Origin of the sequence: Leptospira bourretii (genome assembly GCF_004770145.1) — a bacterium.
GTDB classification, from domain to species: domain Bacteria; phylum Spirochaetota; class Leptospiria; order Leptospirales; family Leptospiraceae; genus Leptospira_A; species Leptospira_A bourretii.
Genome location: NZ_RQFW01000001.1, coordinates 31500 through 52597, shown reverse-complemented (window position 1 = coordinate 52597; position 21098 = coordinate 31500). Strand labels below are relative to the sequence as shown.

The 21098-nt window shown below is 39.3% G+C and carries 16 protein-coding genes; 14 read left to right on the top strand and 2 right to left on the bottom strand.

Features of this window, described 5'->3' with window-relative positions:
• Positions 1-24: 24 nt before the first annotated feature.
• From EHQ47_RS00230 to EHQ47_RS00190, 9 genes are all read left to right on the top strand, one after another.
• Positions 25-1152, top strand: coding sequence for an Lsa36 family surface (lipo)protein (locus tag EHQ47_RS00230; RefSeq protein ID WP_135749299.1), 1128 nt, complete (start codon positions 25-27; stop codon positions 1150-1152).
• A gap of 76 nt (positions 1153-1228) precedes the next feature.
• A complete protein-coding gene (locus tag EHQ47_RS00225; protein WP_135749298.1) occupies positions 1229-3769 on the top strand; it encodes a methyl-accepting chemotaxis protein in 2541 nt (846 codons plus the stop codon).
• Between the two features lie 98 nt (positions 3770-3867).
• Positions 3868-4857 (top strand): ArsR/SmtB family transcription factor, encoded by a 990-nt coding sequence (locus EHQ47_RS00220; RefSeq protein ID WP_135776284.1) that lies wholly within the window; start codon positions 3868-3870, stop codon positions 4855-4857.
• A complete protein-coding gene (gene ahcY / locus EHQ47_RS00215; RefSeq protein WP_135749296.1) occupies positions 4841-6160 on the top strand; it encodes an adenosylhomocysteinase in 1320 nt (439 codons plus the stop codon). The genes EHQ47_RS00220 and ahcY overlap by 17 nt, the downstream gene beginning before the upstream one ends.
• Positions 6161-6208: 48 nt before the next feature.
• Positions 6209-6508, top strand: a complete 300-nt coding sequence (locus tag EHQ47_RS00210) for a ferredoxin family protein (RefSeq protein WP_100745059.1) — start codon at positions 6209-6211, stop codon at positions 6506-6508.
• Positions 6509-6572: 64 nt separating this feature from the next.
• Complete coding sequence (gene metH, locus EHQ47_RS00205; RefSeq protein WP_135776283.1) at positions 6573-10289, top strand: methionine synthase; 3717 nt, start codon at positions 6573-6575, stop codon at positions 10287-10289.
• Between the two features lie 37 nt (positions 10290-10326).
• Complete coding sequence (locus tag EHQ47_RS00200; protein ID WP_135694414.1) at positions 10327-10620, top strand: hypothetical protein; 294 nt, start codon at positions 10327-10329, stop codon at positions 10618-10620.
• A gap of 198 nt (positions 10621-10818) precedes the next feature.
• Entirely contained in the window at positions 10819-11562 is a 744-nt protein-coding gene (locus EHQ47_RS00195) for a methylenetetrahydrofolate reductase (RefSeq protein ID WP_135776282.1), read from the top strand.
• 217 nt (positions 11563-11779) lie between these two features.
• Positions 11780-12172, top strand: coding sequence for a hypothetical protein (locus tag EHQ47_RS00190; RefSeq protein ID WP_135776281.1), 393 nt, complete (start codon positions 11780-11782; stop codon positions 12170-12172).
• Here EHQ47_RS00190 and EHQ47_RS00185 read toward each other — a convergent pair whose 3' ends face one another.
• Positions 12173-12994: a hypothetical protein gene (locus tag EHQ47_RS00185; RefSeq protein WP_135749291.1), complete on the bottom strand. Its 822-nt coding sequence runs from the start codon at positions 12992-12994 to the stop codon at positions 12173-12175.
• 84 nt (positions 12995-13078) lie between these two features.
• Between EHQ47_RS00185 and EHQ47_RS00180 the strand changes: the two genes are divergently transcribed.
• The 5 genes from EHQ47_RS00180 (at position 13079) to EHQ47_RS00160 (ending at position 20450) form a co-directional block, all read left to right on the top strand.
• Positions 13079-14386 (top strand): ATP-dependent 6-phosphofructokinase, encoded by a 1308-nt coding sequence (locus EHQ47_RS00180; protein ID WP_135749290.1) that lies wholly within the window; start codon positions 13079-13081, stop codon positions 14384-14386.
• A 62-nt stretch (positions 14387-14448) separates the two neighbouring features.
• Positions 14449-14883, top strand: coding sequence for a hypothetical protein (locus EHQ47_RS00175; protein ID WP_135749289.1), 435 nt, complete (start codon positions 14449-14451; stop codon positions 14881-14883).
• A gap of 36 nt (positions 14884-14919) precedes the next feature.
• On the top strand, positions 14920-16281 hold the full coding sequence (locus EHQ47_RS00170; protein ID WP_135749288.1) for a TolC family protein: 1362 nt from the start codon (positions 14920-14922) through the stop codon (positions 16279-16281).
• Positions 16271-17275, top strand: a complete 1005-nt coding sequence (locus EHQ47_RS00165; RefSeq protein WP_244290151.1) for a heavy metal-binding domain-containing protein — start codon at positions 16271-16273, stop codon at positions 17273-17275. Before EHQ47_RS00170 ends, EHQ47_RS00165 begins: the two co-directional genes overlap by 11 nt.
• Positions 17256-20450 carry an efflux RND transporter permease subunit gene (locus EHQ47_RS00160; protein ID WP_135749287.1) on the top strand — a complete coding sequence of 1065 codons (3195 nt, stop codon included), beginning with the start codon at positions 17256-17258 and terminating at the stop codon, positions 20448-20450. The genes EHQ47_RS00165 and EHQ47_RS00160 overlap by 20 nt, the downstream gene beginning before the upstream one ends.
• A 45-nt stretch (positions 20451-20495) precedes the next feature.
• On the opposite strand, the gene EHQ47_RS00155 is transcribed toward EHQ47_RS00160, so the two are convergent.
• Entirely contained in the window at positions 20496-21086 is a 591-nt protein-coding gene (locus EHQ47_RS00155; RefSeq protein WP_135694426.1) for a hypothetical protein, read from the bottom strand.
• Between the last annotated feature and the right edge of the window lie 12 nt (positions 21087-21098).

Sequence of the window (21098 nt, the reverse complement as noted above, 5' to 3'; positions counted from 1 at the left end):
AATAAGTAGAGAATACGGATCTATATGAAATTACGCAACCAACTGCTTCTATTAGTATTTGTCACAACAGTGTCGCAATCGGACCTGTATGCACAATTTACTTGTGAAGGTTCTGCCTGTAGTTTTTTGCCATCGGCATTGACAGAGGCTGGGAACGGTTCCCTGAAAAAATTTGAAACAGGTTACTTAAACGAAGTCCTTAAAACAAACTTAGAAGCTGGTTTTCTTGCCAATGTTGGCACAAGCAATATTGGTACTGGAACTGTTCGTAGAATTCAATTTGGTGTCAGTGCCTCCGCTGCTGGATATAAAAAAGATGACATCCAAATCCAAGACAACTTAATCAAATACCCGAAACTACCAAACGTGGGTGGTGCGGTCATCCCTTCTTTTCATTTAGATTTTAATCCGGGTTGGTTGTTAGGAACCTCGGAAGGTGGGTACATCCGTCGGATCGGAATTTTTCTTCATGGTATGAATGTCGCAGTCACGGAAGACCAAATCCAATCTGCTTCTAATAATAAAAACTACGAGGGACGTATCGCCGTACGCTCGTATGGTGGAATGGTTCGTTACCAATTAGTTGAAAAAGAAGGTTTTTTAATGAACCTCATTACTTGGAATGGAATCAACGTAGGAGTTGGGCATCATGTTATGGAACAAAACATGAGCCTTAGTTATTTAGAAGGAAAGGCTTCTCAAATTGAATTCCAAGGTGTGAAAGGAAAATGGGGTGGGGACACAAACTTTGTTTTTAATACAAAGGTTCAAACCACAAACGTGGACTTGCGGACAGGCCTTGGTCTGTTTTGGATCGCCAATGTGATTGTGGGTGGGGGTTATAGTTGGAACTCGGGACACAATTCTGCTTCTCTCTCTAGACGTGGTCCATTTCTCATTACCATGAACGATTCACTCCCTTTGGAACTTCCAAGAGAATACCAAGCGGCACTCGACAAGGAACTCCTGGCCCAAAGCCCGAATGCCACTTTGGGATTCCGTGCTGGTGGGGAATCCAATTCCAAACGTGGGATTGGTTATGGAATTGTCGGTTTAGAATTGGATCTTTATTTACTTAAGGTCATTGCGGAAGGATTGTATGGTGGGAAGGACCTGTATTCCGCCAATCTAGGAGTGAAACTCTCTTTTTAGGAAAACTTCGGGGAAATCCATAAAACCTTGCCGTACGGATTGCGAAATTTACCCTACGTCTTAGGTCTAAGTTTCAATGAAGTTATACAAACGCTACGCACGCGCTTTCACACTCGCCTCCCAAGTTTTTTCCTTGGGAATTGTGGTTCCCATCGGAATTGCTCTCATTCTTTTCTATGTCGATTTAAGTCCCACTCAGATCAAAACATTCATTGGGGCAACCATTGCCGCAGCTCTAGTGAGTTTACTCCTTCCTTCATTTATTTTTCCTAAAAAACTAAAAGCCATCAAACAAGGGCTCGTAGAGCTTGAGTCACAAACAGAAAAAGATCCTAAAACCTATGTAGAAGTTTGGAATCTAATTGCAAAGATGCCAGTGGTTGGTGCTTCTGTCGGAAGTGCACAGTGGATTTTGGCTCTTCCCATTGTCATTGGCCCACTTTTATACCTTCCAGAAACCAGTAAGTCAGATTCGTTTTATATCGTTTGTGTTCTGATTCTTACGGCAATGCTCAATGTTGTTTTTTCTTTTATATTACTAGAAAAATCATCTCACATAGTTTTGGAAGATGATATCTTTCAAGCGGAATTAAAAGAAAGAATTTCTCCTTATTATAGAAACTTAAGAAATACAGTCCCTATCATATTTTCTCTTATGGTGATGGTTCTTTCTATTTTTCTTTTGATTTATGCATTTAATGTCAATGCCAAGTCATTAGAAAAAGCATTTTCCAACCAATTGTATAATTTTAACCAAAGTAATGAAGCCGGGATCAATGTATATTTTGAATCAGTTGAAGCTAATTTAAAAGAGGTGGCCTCTTTACCCGTAATCAAAACAGCCCTTGAAACCAAAAACTACAAATTAGCCGAGCCTATCCTTGCGAAGGTATTCAGTGATTCGCAACTGCTTTTAGAAAACGCATTTATTGCCTCCTTTGCAGAAGGGGTGCCCATCGTGGCCTCTGGACTTGCGAACGGTGCCAGTATCGGTTATTCTTTAGCTTCCAACGCTGATATTTTAGAAAATATCAATGCAGCCAAAGAGGGAAAAAACCACGTTGGGGTAGCAGTTAAATCACCATTTAACGGGAATATTGTGATCATGGTGACAAGCCCTGTGAAAAGTGCAAATGGAACTGTGATTGGAATGGTCGGGATGCCGTTTCTTGTGGGAAAGGCTATGGAGTCTTTTCTAAAAAATGTAAAAATTGGAACCACTGGTTATTCCTTTCTTTTGGATAAACAATCTACGATGGTTTATCACCCCAATCCAAAATACTTAATGCATAGTTTTAAAAACACTGAGTTTGAAGAACTGGCTAAAAACGCAGGAGAATCTGATTCGTTTCGTAACCCTTGGGAGGGATCTACCTTTTTACTGAGAAGAAAGGTAAGTCAAAAGTACGGTTTACAGTTTTTTTCCACTATCGATTTAAAAGAAATTGAGGTGGAGAGCCTTTCATCTCTACGTGGATTAACAATCATTAGTATCGTTGGAGCTGTTTTTATTGCCGTTGCCATTTACCTTCTTTTTACGGCTCGGTTCAAACCAATGAAAACCATTGGAAAAATTTTACAAGATATCGAAGTGGGAGACCTTCGTCACAATGCAAAAATGGAATCTTCTGATGAGTTCGCAAGGCTTGCTCGGGGTCTCAATGCCACTTTAAAGCAGATTTCTGAAGTTGTGGGGTCGAATCAGATATTTTCAGAAGACTTGGCATCTTCCGCCGAACAAATGTCAGCTTCACTTAATATGTTGTCATCCAATGCGCAAACACAAGCTGCCTCCGCCGAAGAAATATCTGCATCCATTGAAGAGATTTCCGCGGCCGTTCAAAATGTCGATGCACAGGCAGAGGATCAGTTTCGCAAAGTTGATTTTTTAAAATTAAAAATGGCAGAACTATCCACTTTGATTGAAGCAACAGGTAGGCAAGTAGGCAAAGCTTCCAAAGATGTGACACTAATTTCAGAAGAAGCTAAATCAGGACAGGCCTCATTGGATTCGATGAGGAATTCTATTTCCAAAATCAGTAACAGTTCTGAGGAAATTGGTAGTGTGATCGAGATTATCAATAATATTTCGGAACAAATCAACTTACTCGCGTTAAACGCTGCAATTGAAGCTGCGAGAGCAGGCGTTTATGGAAGGGGATTTGCGGTTGTAGCTGATGAAATTGGGAAGTTGGCCGAAAAAACGGCTATTTCCATAAACGACATTGGGGAACTCATCCAAGCCAATGAAAAGGAAATCGAAAATGGTCGTGAGAATATCGAAACTACGATTTCACTCATCCAAAGGATCATCCAAGGGGTATCCTCCTTTAACGAAATGACTGATTCCATTGAAGCAAGTACACATGAGCAGCTCATCATCAACCAAAAGGTGGGAGAAGAGGTGGATAAGGTAAACCAAATCAGCCAGGCAATTCGTCTTTCTATGGAAGAACAAAAAAATGCGATTGGGGAAGTGGCCCAGGCCATTTTCAGCATCAACGATTTGACCCAAGGGACTGCCGCCGGCCTGGAAGAAATGACGGCTACCTCCAATGGGATCGCCAATTTGGCTGAAACTTTGAAAAAGAAGATCAATTTCTTTAAAATCTCCTAACCCTTGCCTTTTTTAGCCTGTCCTGAGAAGGATGGCCAAAAAAAATCGCTTGCCGGGATCTACATATCAAGATTTCTTGATATGTAGATATCTTGGATATGGCAACCGACACACTCTCCCAGTCTAGGCCCTCTGGCCATTTGCTTTCTGCCACCAAGGCCATTTCCGATGAAACTCGGGTTCGGATCCTACATATCCTCAGTTTTGGGGCTTTTTCTGTGAATGAGGTGGTGGAAATTCTGGGGATGGGCCAATCTCGGATCTCTCGCCATTTGAAAATCTTAACAGAAGCTGGACTCATTGGTTCACGTCGGGAGGGAAGTCTTGTTTATAGTTTTCTCCTTTCGGAAGAGGATTCCGGGTTAAAATTCCCATTAGAACTCACCAAACTATTATTATCATATAAAGAAGACCTACCTTCGAGAGAGAGAGACCAAAGAATGGTCCACCAAATCTTAGAAAACAGAGAAAGGAAATCGAAATCCTTCTTTGATGGAGTCGCAGAAAGTTGGGAAAAATTACAAGAAGAGACTCTGCATCCGAAACTCTACAGGTCTTGGATTTTACAAGAACTCCCTCTTTGCGAAAAGATTTTGGATTTGGGTTGTGGTCCAGGTGGTCTTATCCCTTTTCTTCTCAACAAATCCAAACATGTGATTGGAGTGGATAACTCTTCTAAAATGATAGAGAACGCATCATCCCATTACGGAAAAAATCCAAGTGTTAGCCTCATCCAAACTCCTATGGAACACCTGCCTCTAGCAGATAACTCTTGTGATGCGGTGGTTGCTTCTATGGTAATGCACCATATCTCTCATCCACCAACAGTTTTGGAAGAGGTAGCAAGGGTTCTAAAACCAGGCGGGGTATTGTGTATTGTTGATTTAGGGAAACACAATGTAGAGTTTATGCGGGATAACTTTGCAGATCTTTGGCTTGGATTTGAGCCAGAATTATTTGAGTCATGGCTATCGAATGCCGGTTTTAGAGTCGGGTCCATGAATGAGATCCAAACAGAATCAAGTTTTAAAATTTTAACTATCAAAGCAACAAAGGAAGAAGGAGGACACTATGTCCACAGCAACTGAAACAAAATCGGAAAGATTGCCATTTAAAGTGAAGGATATCTCTCTTGCAGAATGGGGAAGAGAAGAGATCATTTTGGCAGAAAAAGAAATGCCGGGCCTTATGGCTCTTCGTAAAGAATTCGGAACTACTAAGCCACTGAAAGGTGCTAGAATTTGCGGATCTCTTCACATGACAATCCAAACAGCAGTTTTGATTGAAACCTTGGCTGCATTAGGTGCTGACATTCGTTGGTCCTCTTGTAACATTTTTTCAACACAAGACCATGCAGCAGCAGCCATTGCAAAAGCAGGAATTCCTGTATTTGCTTGGAAAGGCGAAACAGAAGAAGAATACTGGTGGTGTATTGAGCAAACTCTATTTTTTGACGGTGGAAAAGGGCCAAACATGATCCTTGACGACGGTCATGATCTAACTCATTACATTCATGAAAAATACCCACAACTTCTAGCAGACATCAAGGGAGTTTCTGAAGAAACTACTACAGGTGTGATTGCACTTCATAAAAAATTGAAAGCGGGAACATTAAAAATCCCTGCAATCAACGTAAATGACTCTGTAACAAAATCTAAGTTTGATAACCTTTACGGTTGCCGTGAATCACTTGCTGACGGAATCAAACGCGCAACAGACGTGATGCTTGCTGGTAAAGTAGCACTTGTTTGTGGATACGGTGATGTTGGAAAAGGTTCTGCTGCTTCTCTTCGTAACTTTGGCGCACGAGTGATTGTAACTGAAATTGATCCAATTTGTGCTCTTCAAGCAGTTATGGAAGGATACCAAGTTCTTCGTGTAGAAGATGTGATTGAAAATGCAGACATCATTGTGACAGCAACAGGAAATGATGATATCATTTCACTTGAACACATGAAAGCAATGAAAGACGGTGCGATCCTTTGTAACATTGGTCACTTTGATACAGAAATTCAAATGTCTCGTTTGAACTCTGAAAAAGGTGTCATCAAAAAAGAAATCAAACCACAGGTTGATAAATACACTTTCCCTAATGGAAGATCGATCATCGTTCTTGCAGAAGGTCGTTTGGTGAACCTTGGTTGTGCAACTGGTCACCCATCTTTTGTAATGTCTAGTTCTTTCACAAACCAAGTATTGGCTCAAATCGAACTTTACACAACTAAATATGAGTTAGGTGTTTACCGCCTTCCAAAACATTTAGATGAAAAAGTAGCAGCACTGCATTTGGAGCAGTTGGGTGTTCGTTTGACAAAACTCACTCAAAAACAAGCTGATTATATCAGTGTTCCACTCGAAGGTCCGTACAAACCAGACCACTATCGATACTAAAAAAATCGCCCTTTTTGATAAAATTCAAGAAGGGCAATGGAGTTTCTCATGGCTTATGTTGTAACTGAAATTTGCGTTGATTGTAAATACACGAGTTGTGCAGCAGTTTGCCCGGTGGAAGCTTTTCATGAAGCTCCGGACACTCTGTACATTGATCCAGACACTTGTATTGATTGTAATGCTTGTCAATACGAATGTCCAATTGATGCGATTTTTCCTGACTATGATGTCCCGGAAAAACACAAACCTTCGATTGAAGTCAATGCAAAAGAAGCAACCAAATTCCCGGTCATTGTTACCACTAAACCACCTCTCAAAGGTGCAAAGTGTTCTGATCCGAGTAAATAATTGATTTTAAGGGTGTGTGGCCTTTTGGCCATATACTCTTTTCCCTATATACTGATATAATAATATGAAATTTGAATATACCAATCCTTCTGCTAAATCCCTTTTGAAATTAATGAACGAGAGGATTCTCGTTTTAGATGGTGCTATGGGTACTATGATCCAAAGACATTCTTTGGAGGAGGACGATTTCCGTGGGGATCGTTTTAAGGATTGGCCTTGTTCCATTAAAGGAAACAACGACGTCCTTGCCATCACTCGTCCCGACATCATTGAATCTGTCCACTTGGAATACCTTGAGGCAGGGGCCGATATCATTGAAACCAATACCTTTAGTTCGAACATTGTCTCCCAAGCGGACTACAAAATGGAATCAGCAGTTCGTGATTTAAACTTAGCGGCAGTCTCTTGTGCCAAAAATGCCGTAGCCAAATTCAAAGAAAAAACAGGGAAAACAGATGTGTTCATTGCGGGTTCGATTGGACCAACCGTAAAAACAGCATCCCTTTCTCCTGATGTCAACAATCCGGCATTTCGTGCGGTCACCTTTGATGAGTTAGTTGATTGTTTCTACGAACAAGTTTCTGCTCTTCTTGACGGCGGTGTGGATTTACTTCTTCCAGAAACTAATATTGATACTTTAAATCTAAAAGCATGTATTTATGCGATTGAGAAAGTTTTTGAAGAAAGAAAGATTCGAATCCCTGTTGTACTTTCTGTCACCATTACCGATGCTTCGGGGCGAACTCTTTCTGGCCAAACAGGAGAAGCTTTTTATATTTCAATCAAACATGCAAAAGCACTTGCTGTGGGAATCAACTGCGCACTCGGTGCAGGTGAAATGCGTCCTTATATCGAAGAACTTTCACGAGTGGCTGATTGTTATGTGTCTTGTTATCCGAATGCTGGCCTTCCCAACGCTTTTGGTGGGTATGACCAAACTCCAGAAGAGTTTGGCGGTTGGATGAAAAACTTTGCGGAAGCAGGATTTTTAAATATAGTTGGCGGATGTTGTGGGACTACACCAGCACATATCCGAGCAGCAAAAGAAGCAGTCTCTACCATTGCTCCTCGTGCTTTAAAAGAACAACCCAAGATTAGTACATTTGCTGGTCTTGAACCATTGAAACTCACCAAAGACCAAGGGTTTATCAATGTGGGAGAAAGAAACAACGTCACTGGATCTCCAAAATTCAAAAAACTTATCTTAGAGGGAAATTTTGAAGAAGCAGTGCAAGTGGCTTTGCAACAAGTCCAAGCTGGTGCCAACGTTATCGATATCAACTTTGATGAAGCTCTCCTAGATGGGGAAGCCTCTATGACTAAGTTTTTGAACTTAATTGCAGGGGAACCAGACATTGCACGAGTTCCGTTTATGGTGGATTCTTCCAAGTGGTCTGTATTACTGGCGGGTCTCAAATGCATTCAGGGAAAACCGATTGTCAACTCTATCTCTCTGAAAGAAGGAGAAGAGGCATTTTTGGATCATGCACGTACCATACAAAGATTTGGTGCAGCAGCGATCGTAATGGCCTTCGACGAACAAGGGCAGGCGGCAACCAAAGATGATAAAGTCCGGATTTGTAAACGAGCCTACGACTTACTTGTCGAAAAATTAGATTTTGATCCAACGGATATTATCTTTGATCCAAACATTCTAACCGTTGCCACTGGAATCGAAGAACATAATAACTATGCGATGGATTTTATTGAAGCCACTCGCGAAATCAAAAAAGTTTGTCCTGGTGCAAAAGTATCAGGTGGACTCAGTAATATTTCCTTTTCCTTCCGCGGAAACAATCCGGTTCGTGAAGCTATGCACTCTGTATTCTTATACCACGCCATCCAAGCAGGTATGGACATGGCCATTGTCAATGCAGGGATGTTGGAAGTATATGAACAGATCCCAAAAGATCTTTTGGAACTTGTGGAAGATGTCATTCTCAACCGTAGACCAGATGCCACAGAACGTATGATTGAGGCTGCTGCAAGTTTTCATGGGGAAGCTAAAGTTCAAAAGAAAGACGATGCTTGGAGGAGTGGGACTGTAGAAGAACGCCTAACGCATGCTCTTGTAAAAGGGATTGATGAATTTGTCACCCAGGATACAGAAGAAGCCCGCACTAGTTTTGCTAGACCTTTGGAAGTGATCGAAGGGCCACTGATGAATGGAATGAAGGTGGTAGGGGAACTATTTGGTGCTGGAAAGATGTTTCTTCCGCAAGTAGTAAAAAGTGCACGTGTGATGAAAAAAGCCGTGGCTTACTTACTTCCTTTTATGGAAGAAGAAAAACGAAATCAAAAAGATGAAAGTACACAGGCGAAATTCCTGATTGCAACGGTGAAGGGAGATGTCCACGATATTGGGAAAAATATTGTGGGTGTAGTTCTTGCATGTAACAATTATGAGGTGATTGACCTCGGAGTGATGGTCCCTTGTGAAAAGATTTTAGAAACTGCCAAAAAAGAAAAAGTAGCGGCCATTGGCCTATCGGGCCTCATCACACCTTCTCTTGATGAAATGGTCTATGTGGCAAAAGAAATGGAAAGGCAAGGATTCCAAGTCCCACTTCTGATTGGTGGGGCAACTACTTCGCCAGCCCATACGGCTGTAAAAATTGCAGAACAATATTCGAAACCTGTCCTTCATGTGATGGATGCTTCTCGTGTCGTGAACGTGATGAACAGTGCTCTCAATCCGCAGACTGCTGTGGATTATGCGAAACAAGTCATTGAAGAACAATCGAAAATTCGCGAAGAATTTTATTCCAGAGAAAATGAAAGAAATATTTTGCCGATTGCGGATGCGATACAAAACAAATTCAAAGCGGACTGGGATTCTTATACTCCACCAAAACCAAGTTTTACGGGTGTACAAAAAATTGACGATGTCACCTTACAAGACCTACTTTCTTATATTGACTGGTCTCCTTTCTTTTTGGCTTGGGAATTAAAAGGCCGATACCCTCAAATCCTCAAAGACCCAGTGATTGGGAAGGAAGCCACTTCATTATACAATGATGCACAAATCATCTTAAAAGAGATGTTGGAGAATCCAAATCTCAAACCGAGAGCGGTTGTGGGAATGTTTCCTGCTGTTTCTCATGGGGAAGTGGTGGAAATTTTTGAAGATGATAGCAAAACTAAATCTTTGGGAAAATATCCGATGTTACGCCAACAAACTGTCAAAATGACAAACCAACCAAACTATAGTTTGGCGGATTTTGTCGCACCAAAAGATAAAAAGAAAAATGACTATATTGGATATTTTGCAGTAACGGCAGGTCATGGAATCGAAGAATTGGCAAGAACCTATGAAGCAAAACAAGATGATTACAATGCCATTTTAGTTAAGGCGCTGGCCGACCGATTTGCAGAAGCCTTTGCTGAATACATGCACCATAGAATGCGGGAAGAATGGGGATTTGGAAGGACTGAAAACCTTTCGAGAGAAGATATGATTCGTGAAAAGTATCGTGGAATTCGCCCTGCTCCTGGTTACCCTGCTTGTCCTGACCATACGGAGAAAAAGAAAATTTGGAAACTCCTGGATGTGGAAAAAAATGCAGGCATCCAACTCACCGAATCCTGTGCGATGTGGCCGGCAAGCAGTGTGAGTGGGTATTATTTCTCACACCCTGAATCTCGTTATTTTGCGATCGGTAAAATCAATGAAGACCAAGTGGTAAACTATGCGAAAGACAAAGAAATGGAAATTTCTGAAGTGGAACGTTGGTTGTCACCAATTCTGAACTATGACCCTTCGCGTAAGTCTAAATCTTAAAGAGTTAATTTAAGATTAAAGAGAAACGGGGGATTCTGTGGGTTTCATTCAAAACAACCATAACCACGGCTGGAAATCTGTCGCCAAAGGGACGCTTGGTGATGGATTCCCCTTTCATTCCAAATTGGCTACTTGGTTACAAGAATATACAAATATTCCCAAAGAAGCCGAGTTAGAAATTCTAGAAGTGAGTTGTGGGGAAGCCAGTTGCCCAACCGAAGAAACCATGATTGTTTGGAAAAATCATGAATTTCGTATCTCTAGAAAAAAAGAAAACATTTCGAAAATGGATGTGGATTTGTCCTGGAAACGATTTGTGAGTAAAGGGTAATCCAATGGGAATTCTTTTTTTTCGTTTGGATTTTGCCTTTGCAATCAAACGTTTCTTCAGGAGTCAAATTTTGTTTTCCCTTAGAGATAATATACGAAATTCGCATATACCACCAAAATTGGTTTAATTGTCGAATGTCGTATATTAGCCTCTTGATTTGGATCCAAAAAGGTTGTGATCGTTAAATAAGGATTAATCTTGAATCAAATATTATTAGAAGTGATCCCAAGAGATGTTTCAACATTACTTAGTGAAGTAAGTTATGTTAAAAATAATTTTAGTCAAATCTCTGGGATTAATATTCCGGATTTACTAAGATTTGAAACTAGAAGCTGGGTTGCCGCATCCAAGATTCAAAATATTTTTCCAAATGTAATTCCTCATCTACGGGCTATTGACTTTGATTTAGATCATTGTGATCATATCGTTGAATTTCTTCAAAAAAATAATCTATCTTCTGTAGTGGTCATCAAGGGAGATCCGCCTACGGATATGTCCAGAAAAGTTTACCAGACAACTTCAACCAAACTGATCAAAAAATTAAAAAAAGAAATGAGTTCGCTAAAAGTCTACGCTGCTGTTGACCAATACCGTAGTGGGATCAAAGAGGAATTTGATTACATCGAAATGAAAATAGATGCAGGGGCCGATGGATTTTTAACGCAGCCATTTTTTGATTTACGATTGATTGATATTTTTACTGAAAAACTTCGCGGAAAGGAGGTTTACATTGGAATCAGTCCAGTGACCAACGAAAAATCGCAAAGTTATTGGGAATCCAGGAATCGGGCTTATTTCCCGAAGGATTTTCAACTGACAATGGATTGGAATGTAAAATTTGCAAAAGAAGTCATTGGTTATTGTTCTCAAAATGATTTTAATACCTATTTGATGCCCATTAGAATTAATCTTGAAGTTTATTTAGGCGGTATATTTAAGTGAAAGAACCATACAGGCATCATATGATGCAATCATCTGTTTTTAGATTTTTTTCCTGCACAAGGGATCGAAAGCGGAAATCCTTTCCTGCATAGAACGGTGATCGATACAAAAATGAAATTGGAAAGATTGCAGCGGAGAGCCCGGTCGGTGATAATTCCAAATTTTGATACTGAAAAGAATTCGATGTGCCCAAAGAAGAAGAAAGAAAAGTAAGCCTATGATAAACCAAATTCAATTTTTAAAAAACAATCCCAAATATATTTTTTTAATGGATGGACTGGGAGCCATCCTTTCTTGCGTTTTGTTGTCTCTCGTTTTACCTTTGTTTGTGGATTTGCTCGGGATGCCAATTAGTATCCTTTACATTCTTGCGATTTTGCCTTTTATATACTCCGTTTACTCCTTGTTATGTTATTTTTTAAATCCAAGTAGATGGAAATTTTACTTACGTGTGATAGCCAGCGCCAATTTTTTATACTGCGCCTTCACTATGTTTTATCTAGTTTGGAATTTAGAACAAACTACTATCCTATGTGAAATTTATTTTGTTTTGGAAATGATAGTGGTCGTTAGTTTGGCTACCTTGGAATGGAAGTTGGCCAATGACTAATTAGTTAGCGTGGGAGGATGGTGCCACAGGCATATAGTATTTGAGACCTAAGTTTCCTTGGATTTCTGGAGCCCAGAGTTCATCCAAAGTGCGACCTGCTTCCCTTGCGTTGATGGGAACTCGCACCATACCTTCAAAGGTTAAGTTACTATTGGAAATACTAATCCCCGGTGTTACGTAAACTTGTCTTCCTACGAAATTAGTTCTCGAAGGTTCTTGGGCACGAATGGATGTATTGAGACGACTGTTGATATCGTTATCAAAACGGTGGAGTTCAGAAAGTTGTAGAAAAAGTTCCCAACGAGAGTTTTTGATAAATGAAAACAAATTCCGATTGAGTCTGTACTTGATGCGAACCTTTGACTCAGCTACATCCACATATCCAGAAGCTCCTTGGTTCATCGACATTCCCATACTGAGCCCTAAATCAAAGGTGAATCCATTGCGGTAATACACATAAGTGACATTGGGTTGGTAAGAGAGGAGGGCAGAGTTCATTCTCTCTGGTCTGACATCATAGTTCCCTTCTGGATTGCGATAAGGATTGATTGTGGAAAAAGGAATAACGGATGAAAAAATTTGGATCCCGGCCATGGGATCATCTGACTTGGGAAGTTTTCCATCATAACCGAGTTCCAATTCCTTAGGGAAACGAAAAGGAATGAGAATCGCCAAATTACCGTTACGTGATCCACCCACTTGGAACAAAGCGGCTCTTGGATCGGAAAAAGAATAACTAGAAAAGAAAGGCAGACCTTGTGCAAAAATAGTAAAGCTCGTCATACTAACGAGAATGGTTGGTAGTACTATCTTTTTAAGCATCTAAAAGCATTTATGCCTGCTTTTCCTTAGTTTGGCAATGAAATTTGCTTTCCTCTCTCTCTTTTTTTGTTATAAGTTTTATCAATGAATGAAAATGATACCAAGGTGGATCAATTTGGTCCCTGCACCATTCCAAACCCAGCAGGGTATGACTACTGGACGGAAGACAACTCCGTCGTTCTATTCCAAACGATATTTTCAGGCCCCGAGGACGCTAAAAAGACCGTAGAAACAAGTCCTGTATTTTTTGAACAAGCCGGTCCCAAAGAGAAAATTTACTTTCGCCCGGAAGAAGTCACAGCGGGGATTGTGACTTGCGGTGGACTTTGCCCTGGGATCAACGATGTCATTCGTGCTCTTGTGATGGAACTGCATTACCGGTACAAAGTGCCCCGTATTTTAGGATTTCCTTTTGGTTATGAAGGTCTTGTGAAAAAATTTGGGCATAGACCGGTGGAACTCACTCCAGACAAGGTGGCCCATATTATGAACTTCGGTGGTTCCATTTTGGGATCTTCTCGTGGAAACCAAAATATTGGTGATATGGTGGACACTTTGTTTCTCTACGGAGTGAAGATGTTATTTTGTATTGGTGGGGACGGTACCCTTCGTGGGGCCCAGGCCATCCAAGAGGAAGTGCGGAAACGAAAGGAAGACATCGCCATCGTGGGGATTCCCAAAACCATTGATAACGATATTAACTATGTCCAAAAGACTTTTGGATTTTCGACTGCTTTTAGTAAGGCGGTCGAGGCTGTGAATTGTGCCCATGAAGAGGCGAAGGGTGCACCCAATGGGATTGGTCTTGTGAAACTCATGGGTCGTCACTCTGGATTTATCGCAGTCAATTCGGCACTTGCTTCTAAAAATGTAAATTTTGTCCTCATTCCAGAACTTGATTTTGATTTAGAAGGAGAGGGTGCCTTTCTTACCGTTCTGAAAGAACGGGTGCAAAAACGAGGTCATGCCGTTGTGATTTTGGCCGAAGGGGCGGGTCAAAAATTCTTTGAAGACAAAGGAGAAAAGGACCTGTCAGGTAACAAGAAGTTGGCGGATATTGGGATTTTTATTAAAGATAAAATTACCGAGTATTTTAAAAAAGAAGGAGTGAATCTCAATTTAAAATACATTGATCCCAGTTATATCATTCGATCCGTTCCTGCCAATGCGGAAGACTCTGTGTTCTGTGGTTTCCTTGCCCAAAATGCTGTCCATGCTGCCTTTGCTGGCCGGACAGGGTGCGTGGTAGGGATTTGGAACAATGTGTTTACGGTTATGCCTATTTCTCTTGCCATTGCCGAGAGAAAGGTATTACGACCCGAAAGGAGTACACTCTGGCGGGCATTACTCTCTTCGACGGGCCAACCGAATGTGATGAAGGCGAAAGGGTAGGATGAAATGGATTGTCTTTTTTTTCTGGCCAACGGAAATGGGTTTCAGGTCTAAGAGATAAGATGAAGCAAAAGGGAAACATTCTCAAAACAAATCAAAAGTTTGTTTCTTGGATTTTATTTCTATCTTTTGCTTTTGTTCTTTTCTGTTCGGCAGGGATGATCAATTGTCCGAAAACTGGCTTTGGTTATGTAGGGGATATTGTCGAAGTTCAAAATGACTCTACATTTCCTTGTCATAACAAGAACAGTTCCGATGATGAAGCGAGTTCCGACCAGACAAATCAGTGTCAGTGTTTAGAAGATTCAAAAAACCAAGAAATTTTTAATGAACTGACACTTTCAAAATTACTCCAGATTAGCTTTTATATTCTATTTTATACCCCTTCTGCTGAACCAAATTTAGTTTTAGCGGAAAATCAAAAACATTGGGAATCATTTTTAGTTTTTGAAGATGATTTTCAAAACCGACAAAAAACCATAAAGTTACTCATTTAGACTCCCGTTTTTTAATAAAAACAAAGGAGTTTAAAAATGAGGACTTATTACATTAATACATTAAAATATACTACTATATTGTGTTGTTTTGCTTTGCCTGTTTATGCAGAATCAAATGAAACAACAATCGATAAAAAAATTTACACAATTCTAAAGGTGCATCCAGAAGTATCACTGAAATTTTTGGAGGCAAAAGAAAAAGAGTTTAGATCAAAACATGTTGATGTATATCCCGATCCAAAAATTGGATTTGCATACAGGTCTTATCCTTATCGTTCTGGGTTTAATACTGACCGAACAAATCCAGACACTCCTGGTATGACAGGAAAAGAGTATTCGATTTCTCAAGAAATTCCATTCCCGGGGAAACTAAATTTAGAAAAACAAATACTCAAATCAGAATCGGAATTAGATTATTGGAGTGGAGTTTGGTTACAAAATGAGTTCATTAAAACGTATTTTGAACTAGTGTTATTGCGAGCTGCTTTAGAAAAGGAGTTAGTCGATCTTACAAAGGTTGAAAAGGAACTTGTTACAAAAGGAAAACTAGAACAGACGCAATACATTGCCGACAAATCTAGTTTATCCAATACTTTAAAAACTAAAAATACTCTTGAAAAAATAAAGGATAGGATCATTGAAAAAAATACTGCTATAAGAGAACTAAAAGAATCGATCTGCTTCTTTGAAAATTATGCTGGATTTACTCCAATTGGAGAAGAAGAAATCATTCAGTACCTTTCTGCGAAAGAAAAGTCGTTAGAAAAGGATTTATCAGCTCAATCTTTGTCAAAGCTTCCGTTGATCCAATTTGCAGAGATCAATCAATCGAAGGCCATCCAAGAATCAAAAAAAGATGAAATCTTACATCTGCCAGATTTTGAAATTTTTGTGAGTTACATGCAACGTAGACGAAAACCTTTTCTCTTAGATAGTGGCCCACTGAATATTTCGATAATGGATAATCCAGAATTTTCTGGAGATTTATGGAGTGCGGGTGTAACCGTTCGAGTTCCTGTTTGGTCACTATCAAAAGTAAGTGAACTCAATCAATCCAATTCATTTAGAATCGAAAGGTTACAGAAGGAGAAAGAAAAGGAGAGAATTCGTTTAAAGTCCGAATACCAATCAACTTTAGAAGTATGGAAGGGAAATCAGCAGCGATTGGAGAATTTTAAAAACCAATTACTCCCTAGCTTACAAAAAAATATCAAATCCTCCCTTTCTTCTTATTCAAAAGGAGAAAGTGTTTTGGGTGAAAGTTACGAACTCATCACAGATTCTTTAGAGACGCAATCGCAATTGCATCAAATCGAATATAGAAGGTGGGTTTCTGTAGTGCAACTATTGCAACTAACCAACCATTTGATCCCCGAAGGAGGAGAATATGAAAATTAAAATAAGTCGAATCTTAATTGCATCTCTGCTATTAATTTTCTTTGTTATTTCCTGCGCGAAAGAGGAACACAAACATAAAGAAATTTATACATGTCCTATGCACCCTCAAATTGAGATGGATCATCCAGGTGAATGCCCTATTTGCGGAATGCAATTGGTTAAGAAAGAAGATCCTTTGCTAGAGCCAAACCATACAACTCATTCGGAAGAAGATTCTAAAGGATTGAATCTTTCTGTAGGCCAGCAGTCGTTAGTGAATTTGGAAACAATCTCTGTCACAAAAGGGGATATCACTAGAAATATCAATTTAAGTGGCCAAGTTGTATTTGATCCGGAAATTTTTTCAACAGTTAATGAATACAAATCCGTTGGATCGGGGAACGAATGGGGTAAAGAAATTCGAGAAGGGATCTTTTTAAAATTCGCCAAACTTGGATTAAGTGATATCCAGATACGGTACATTCTATCCAAAAATTCGAATTTGTTTCTGACGGGTAGATTTGGAAATACTGCTTTATTGGTATTTCAAGTCTATGAAAATGATGTTGATCATTTAAAAGTGGGAAACTTTGTGAATGTAACCAATGCAACTGAAGCGAATTTCCCTACCAAAGTAAAAATTGTTGCCATAGGGAATCTAATAAACCAAGAAACAAGGACTTTGTCAGTTTGGTGTGAAGTATTGGATCCCAATTATCAATTGAAACCTCAAATGTATGTGCAAGGCATTTTCGGAATCCAGAAGATGAATGTATTAAGAATCCCCAAGGAATCTATTTTTCCAACAGGTAAATCTGATTTGGTATATTTGAAAACAGGAACAAATCAATTTTCTCCAAAGAAAATCAAACTGGGTTTTGCCTCTTCAGAATGGGCAGAGGTAACAGATGGTCTTGCAGAAAACGATGAGATTGTGTCCAAAGCCAATTTTCTTTTGGATTCAGAATCAAAACTAAAGTTAGGTGGAGATAAAAATGATCAACACAATCATTAAATTTTCAGCGAACAACCGATATTTAGTTATTTTTGTATCAGTTTTTTTGGTGATTTTATCCGTATTTGCAATGAAAAACATTCCTTTGGATGCTTTGCCAGATATGTCTGATACTCAGGTAATCATTTATTCAAAATGGGATAGAAGCCCTGATATCATTGAAGACCAAGTAACTTATCCTATCGTCAGATCATTGTTAGGAGCACCGAAAGTAAAAGCAATTAGAGGGTTTTCAGATTTTGGATACTCTTTTGTTTATGTAATCTTTGAAGATGGGACGGATTTGTATTGGGCAAGGTCTCGGGTAAATGAATATTTATCACAATTACAAACAAATCTTCCTAGAGGTGTTAATTTAAGTTTAGGCCCCGATGCCACTGGAGTGGGTTGGATTTATCAATATGTTTTAGTTGATGAATCAGGTTCTATGGATTTGGCTGAAATTCGATCACTCCAGGATTTTAAACTAAAGTATCTGTTTAACTCTGTCCCTGGTGTGGCAGAAGTTGCAAGCGTTGGAGGATTCAAAAAACAATACCAGATTCAAATCGACCCTCTCAAACTCCAAATCTTTGGAATAGATATGGATCGTGTCATTGATACGGTTAGAAAATCTAATGATGACATTGGTGCTAGACTTCTTGAGGTTGGAGGTGCCGAGTATATGATTCGCGTTAGGGGGTATGTTCAATCGAAAGAGGATATTGAACAGATATCACTGGGTGCAAACACTTCAGGTACGCCCGTTTATTTGTCACAAGTGGCGAAGGTAGTGGATGGACCTGACCTTAGGCGTGGAGTGGGTGATTGGAATGGAGAGGGGGACCAGGTATCTGGAATTGTAATCATGAGGCATGGAGAAAATGCCTTAAAAGTAATCGAGTCTATTCAGGATAAAATTAAATCGATTGAACCTTCTTTGCCAAAAGGATTAAAAATCATTCCGGTTTACGATCGTTCGATCCTCATCAAAGAAACAATTCAATTGCTCAAAGAAAAACTGACGGAAGAAATCATTGTGGTTTCACTCATCATTTTAGTTTTTCTTTGGCACATTCCTTCTGCAATTGTACCTATTTTAACAATCCCCATTGCGGTGATCCTTTCTTTTTTGCCAATGTATTTGGTCGACATAGGATCGAATCTAATGTCCTTGGCGGGGATTGCACTTTCTATTGGAGTTCTTGTCGATGGAGCCATTGTTGAAGTTGAGAATGCATATAAAAAATTAGAAGAATGGGAATCCTCTGGGAGGGTTGGTGATTTTCATGCAATCCGATTGGAAGCACTTTTAGAAGTAGGACCATCCGTATTTTTTTCGCTTTTAATCATTGCAGTTGCTTTCTTTCCTATTTTTAGCTTGGTTGACCAAGAAGGAAAATTGTTTAGACCTCTTGCCATTTCAAAGAACCTAACAATGGCAATTGCAGCTCTCCTTGCCATTACACTCGATCCTGCTTTTCGAATGTTATTTACTCGAATGGATCCATTTACTAAATTTACACCGATCGTAAATTCCATTCTAACTCATATTTTTGTTGGTAAATATTATTCAGAGAATAACCATCCCATTAGTAAAAGGTTATATTCTTTCTATGAACCAATTGTCAAAAAGGTCTTAATCCATCCAAAGTTAACCATAACATTCGCGATTGGACTTTTTGTATTAACAATTCCCGTTTATTTTAAATTAGGAACTGAATTTTTGCCTCCACTCAATGAAGGATCTATTCTTTATATGCCCACTACCTTACCCGGAATTAGCATCGGTGAGGCGGAACGAGTGCTAAAACTCATGGACCAAAGGTTAGCCGAGTTCCCTGAAGTAAAATCAGTATATGGGAAGGCGGGAAGGGCAGAAACTTCTACGGATCCATCTCCTATTTCTATGTTCGAAATTGTCATTACGTTGAAACCGGAAAAAGAATGGAGGCCCGGCATTTCCAAAGAAGATCTTGTTCGGGAGATGAACGAGAGGCTTACGATTCCTGGTTTTTCTAATGCCTGGACTCAACCGATTCGTGCGCGTATCGATATGTTATCAACGGGGATTCGGACACCAATTGGAATTAAAGTATTAGGTGAAAACTTGGAAGAAATTCAAGAAGTGGGAATCCATATTGAGAACGTGCTAAAAAATAAAGAAGGCGTTCGTTCTATATTTGCGGAAAGAACTTCGGGTGGATATTATATTGATATAAAAATAAAACGTGAGTTAGCTGCAAAATATGGGCTTACTGTCGAAGGAATTCAAAAAACAATTCTATCTGCTTTGGGAGGGGAAACCATTTCCACCACGATTGAAAAAAGAGAAAGGTATTCAATTCAAATTCGTTATCCAAGAGAATATAGAGATAGTATGGAAATGATTTCTAAGGTTTTGATTCCTATACAGAAAGGTGCACACATTCCTTTAAGTTATCTTGCATCCATTGAATACAATATTGGGCCAACGATGATCCGAGATGAGAATGGATTTTTAACCGGGTATGTTTATTTGGATACCACGGAGAGTGACTTACTCGGTTTTGTGGACCGAATGAAAACGATTGTAAAATCTGAAATTGATTTGCCTAAAGGTTTTTTTTTAGAATGGAGTGGGCAATATGAAAATATCATTCGAGTTCGAAACCGGATGTTCATTGTGGTTCCCATCACTTTGGTTTTGATTTTCTTTTTACTTTATATGAATACTAAATCGATAACAAAAACAGCAATCGTTTTGACTGCTGTACCTTTCTCCATGATTGGTGCATTCTGGCTTCTATTTGTTTTGGATTATCAGATTTCAGTTGCAGTTTGGGTGGGGATTGTCGCATTACTCGGGCTAGATGCCGAAACAGGTGTGTTTATGTTAATGTATTTAGATCTTTCCTACGAAAAACATAAAAGTAAGAATCGCTTAAAAACAATATCGGATTTAAAATTAGCCATTATCGAAGGTGCTGTCCATAGAGTTCGCCCAAAAATGATGACTGTCCTTTCTGGATTTATAGGATTGTTGCCAATCATGTGGGCTACTGGTTCTGGATCCGATTTGATGAAAAGGATTGCCGCTCCGATGGTTGGAGGACTTGCTACAAGTTTTGTCTTAGAACTTATTGTTTATCCTGCAATTTATTTTCTTTGGAAAAGAGGGGAATTAAATAGAGAAAATTGTGTATTGTTAAGTTGAAGATACGGATAATGGAAGGAGAAGGCGAGAGGCTGATCTTTAAGATCAGCTATTCTCTACTTTCTTTTGAAACTTGAGGATATTGTCCCGGATCTCTTCTTCTTTTTTATGGAGTTCTTTTAGAAACTCGGTATCCAAAATCATTTCTGGTTTTTTGATGAACTTACTTTCATCATAATTGTCAATTTCGTATAACAGATCTTCGATGTTGGATTCTACTTTGACCAAACTTTGGATGGATTCTACTACCTTTTTATTGACAAAGAGAATTTCTTTGAATCGTAAAATATAATGTTGGAATCTGTTTTCGCGAATCATGGCTTGGCGTTGCATTTCTTTTACAATTTCGCGTTCTTTGAGAACTTCTTTTTTTTCTACAAGGATTTGGTTTTTGAAGATTCGAATTAAATTTTCTGTTTCTAGTTTATAATTTTCAAAACTACTGTTGTGGTTGTTTTGTAAGTCTTCCATTTGTTTGCGGAATTCTTTTTCTCGCAAACGATCTTGTTCTTTTCGAAGTTTGTCAGATGTTTGTAACGCATTTTTGACACGTGTTTCGATAACAGCATCTAACATGGCTTTGTGCAGTTTGTCCAGTCGTAAGGTCACTGCCATTGCATATAAAATGCGTTTCATAAAAACTCCTTT

What these genes read in the sequence shown, in the direction of transcription:
- EHQ47_RS00230 (WP_135749299.1), top strand. Translation starts at nt 25, where the DNA reads ATGAAATTACGCAACCAACTGCTTCTATTAGTATTTGTCACAACAGTG.
- EHQ47_RS00225 (WP_135749298.1), top strand. Translation starts at nt 1,229, where the DNA reads ATGAAGTTATACAAACGCTACGCACGCGCTTTCACACTCGCCTCCCAA.
- EHQ47_RS00220 (WP_135776284.1), top strand. Translation starts at nt 3,868, where the DNA reads ATGGCAACCGACACACTCTCCCAGTCTAGGCCCTCTGGCCATTTGCTT.
- ahcY (WP_135749296.1), top strand. Translation starts at nt 4,841, where the DNA reads ATGTCCACAGCAACTGAAACAAAATCGGAAAGATTGCCATTTAAAGTG.
- EHQ47_RS00210 (WP_100745059.1), top strand. Translation starts at nt 6,209, where the DNA reads ATGGCTTATGTTGTAACTGAAATTTGCGTTGATTGTAAATACACGAGT.
- metH (WP_135776283.1), top strand. Translation starts at nt 6,573, where the DNA reads ATGAAATTTGAATATACCAATCCTTCTGCTAAATCCCTTTTGAAATTA.
- EHQ47_RS00190 (WP_135776281.1), top strand. Translation starts at nt 11,780, where the DNA reads ATGATAAACCAAATTCAATTTTTAAAAAACAATCCCAAATATATTTTT.
- EHQ47_RS00185 (WP_135749291.1), bottom strand. Translation starts at nt 12,994, where the DNA reads ATGCTTAAAAAGATAGTACTACCAACCATTCTCGTTAGTATGACGAGC.
- EHQ47_RS00180 (WP_135749290.1), top strand. Translation starts at nt 13,079, where the DNA reads ATGAATGAAAATGATACCAAGGTGGATCAATTTGGTCCCTGCACCATT.
- EHQ47_RS00175 (WP_135749289.1), top strand. Translation starts at nt 14,449, where the DNA reads ATGAAGCAAAAGGGAAACATTCTCAAAACAAATCAAAAGTTTGTTTCT.
- EHQ47_RS00170 (WP_135749288.1), top strand. Translation starts at nt 14,920, where the DNA reads ATGAGGACTTATTACATTAATACATTAAAATATACTACTATATTGTGT.
- EHQ47_RS00165 (WP_244290151.1), top strand. Translation starts at nt 16,271, where the DNA reads ATGAAAATTAAAATAAGTCGAATCTTAATTGCATCTCTGCTATTAATT.
- EHQ47_RS00160 (WP_135749287.1), top strand. Translation starts at nt 17,256, where the DNA reads ATGATCAACACAATCATTAAATTTTCAGCGAACAACCGATATTTAGTT.
- EHQ47_RS00155 (WP_135694426.1), bottom strand. Translation starts at nt 21,086, where the DNA reads ATGAAACGCATTTTATATGCAATGGCAGTGACCTTACGACTGGACAAA.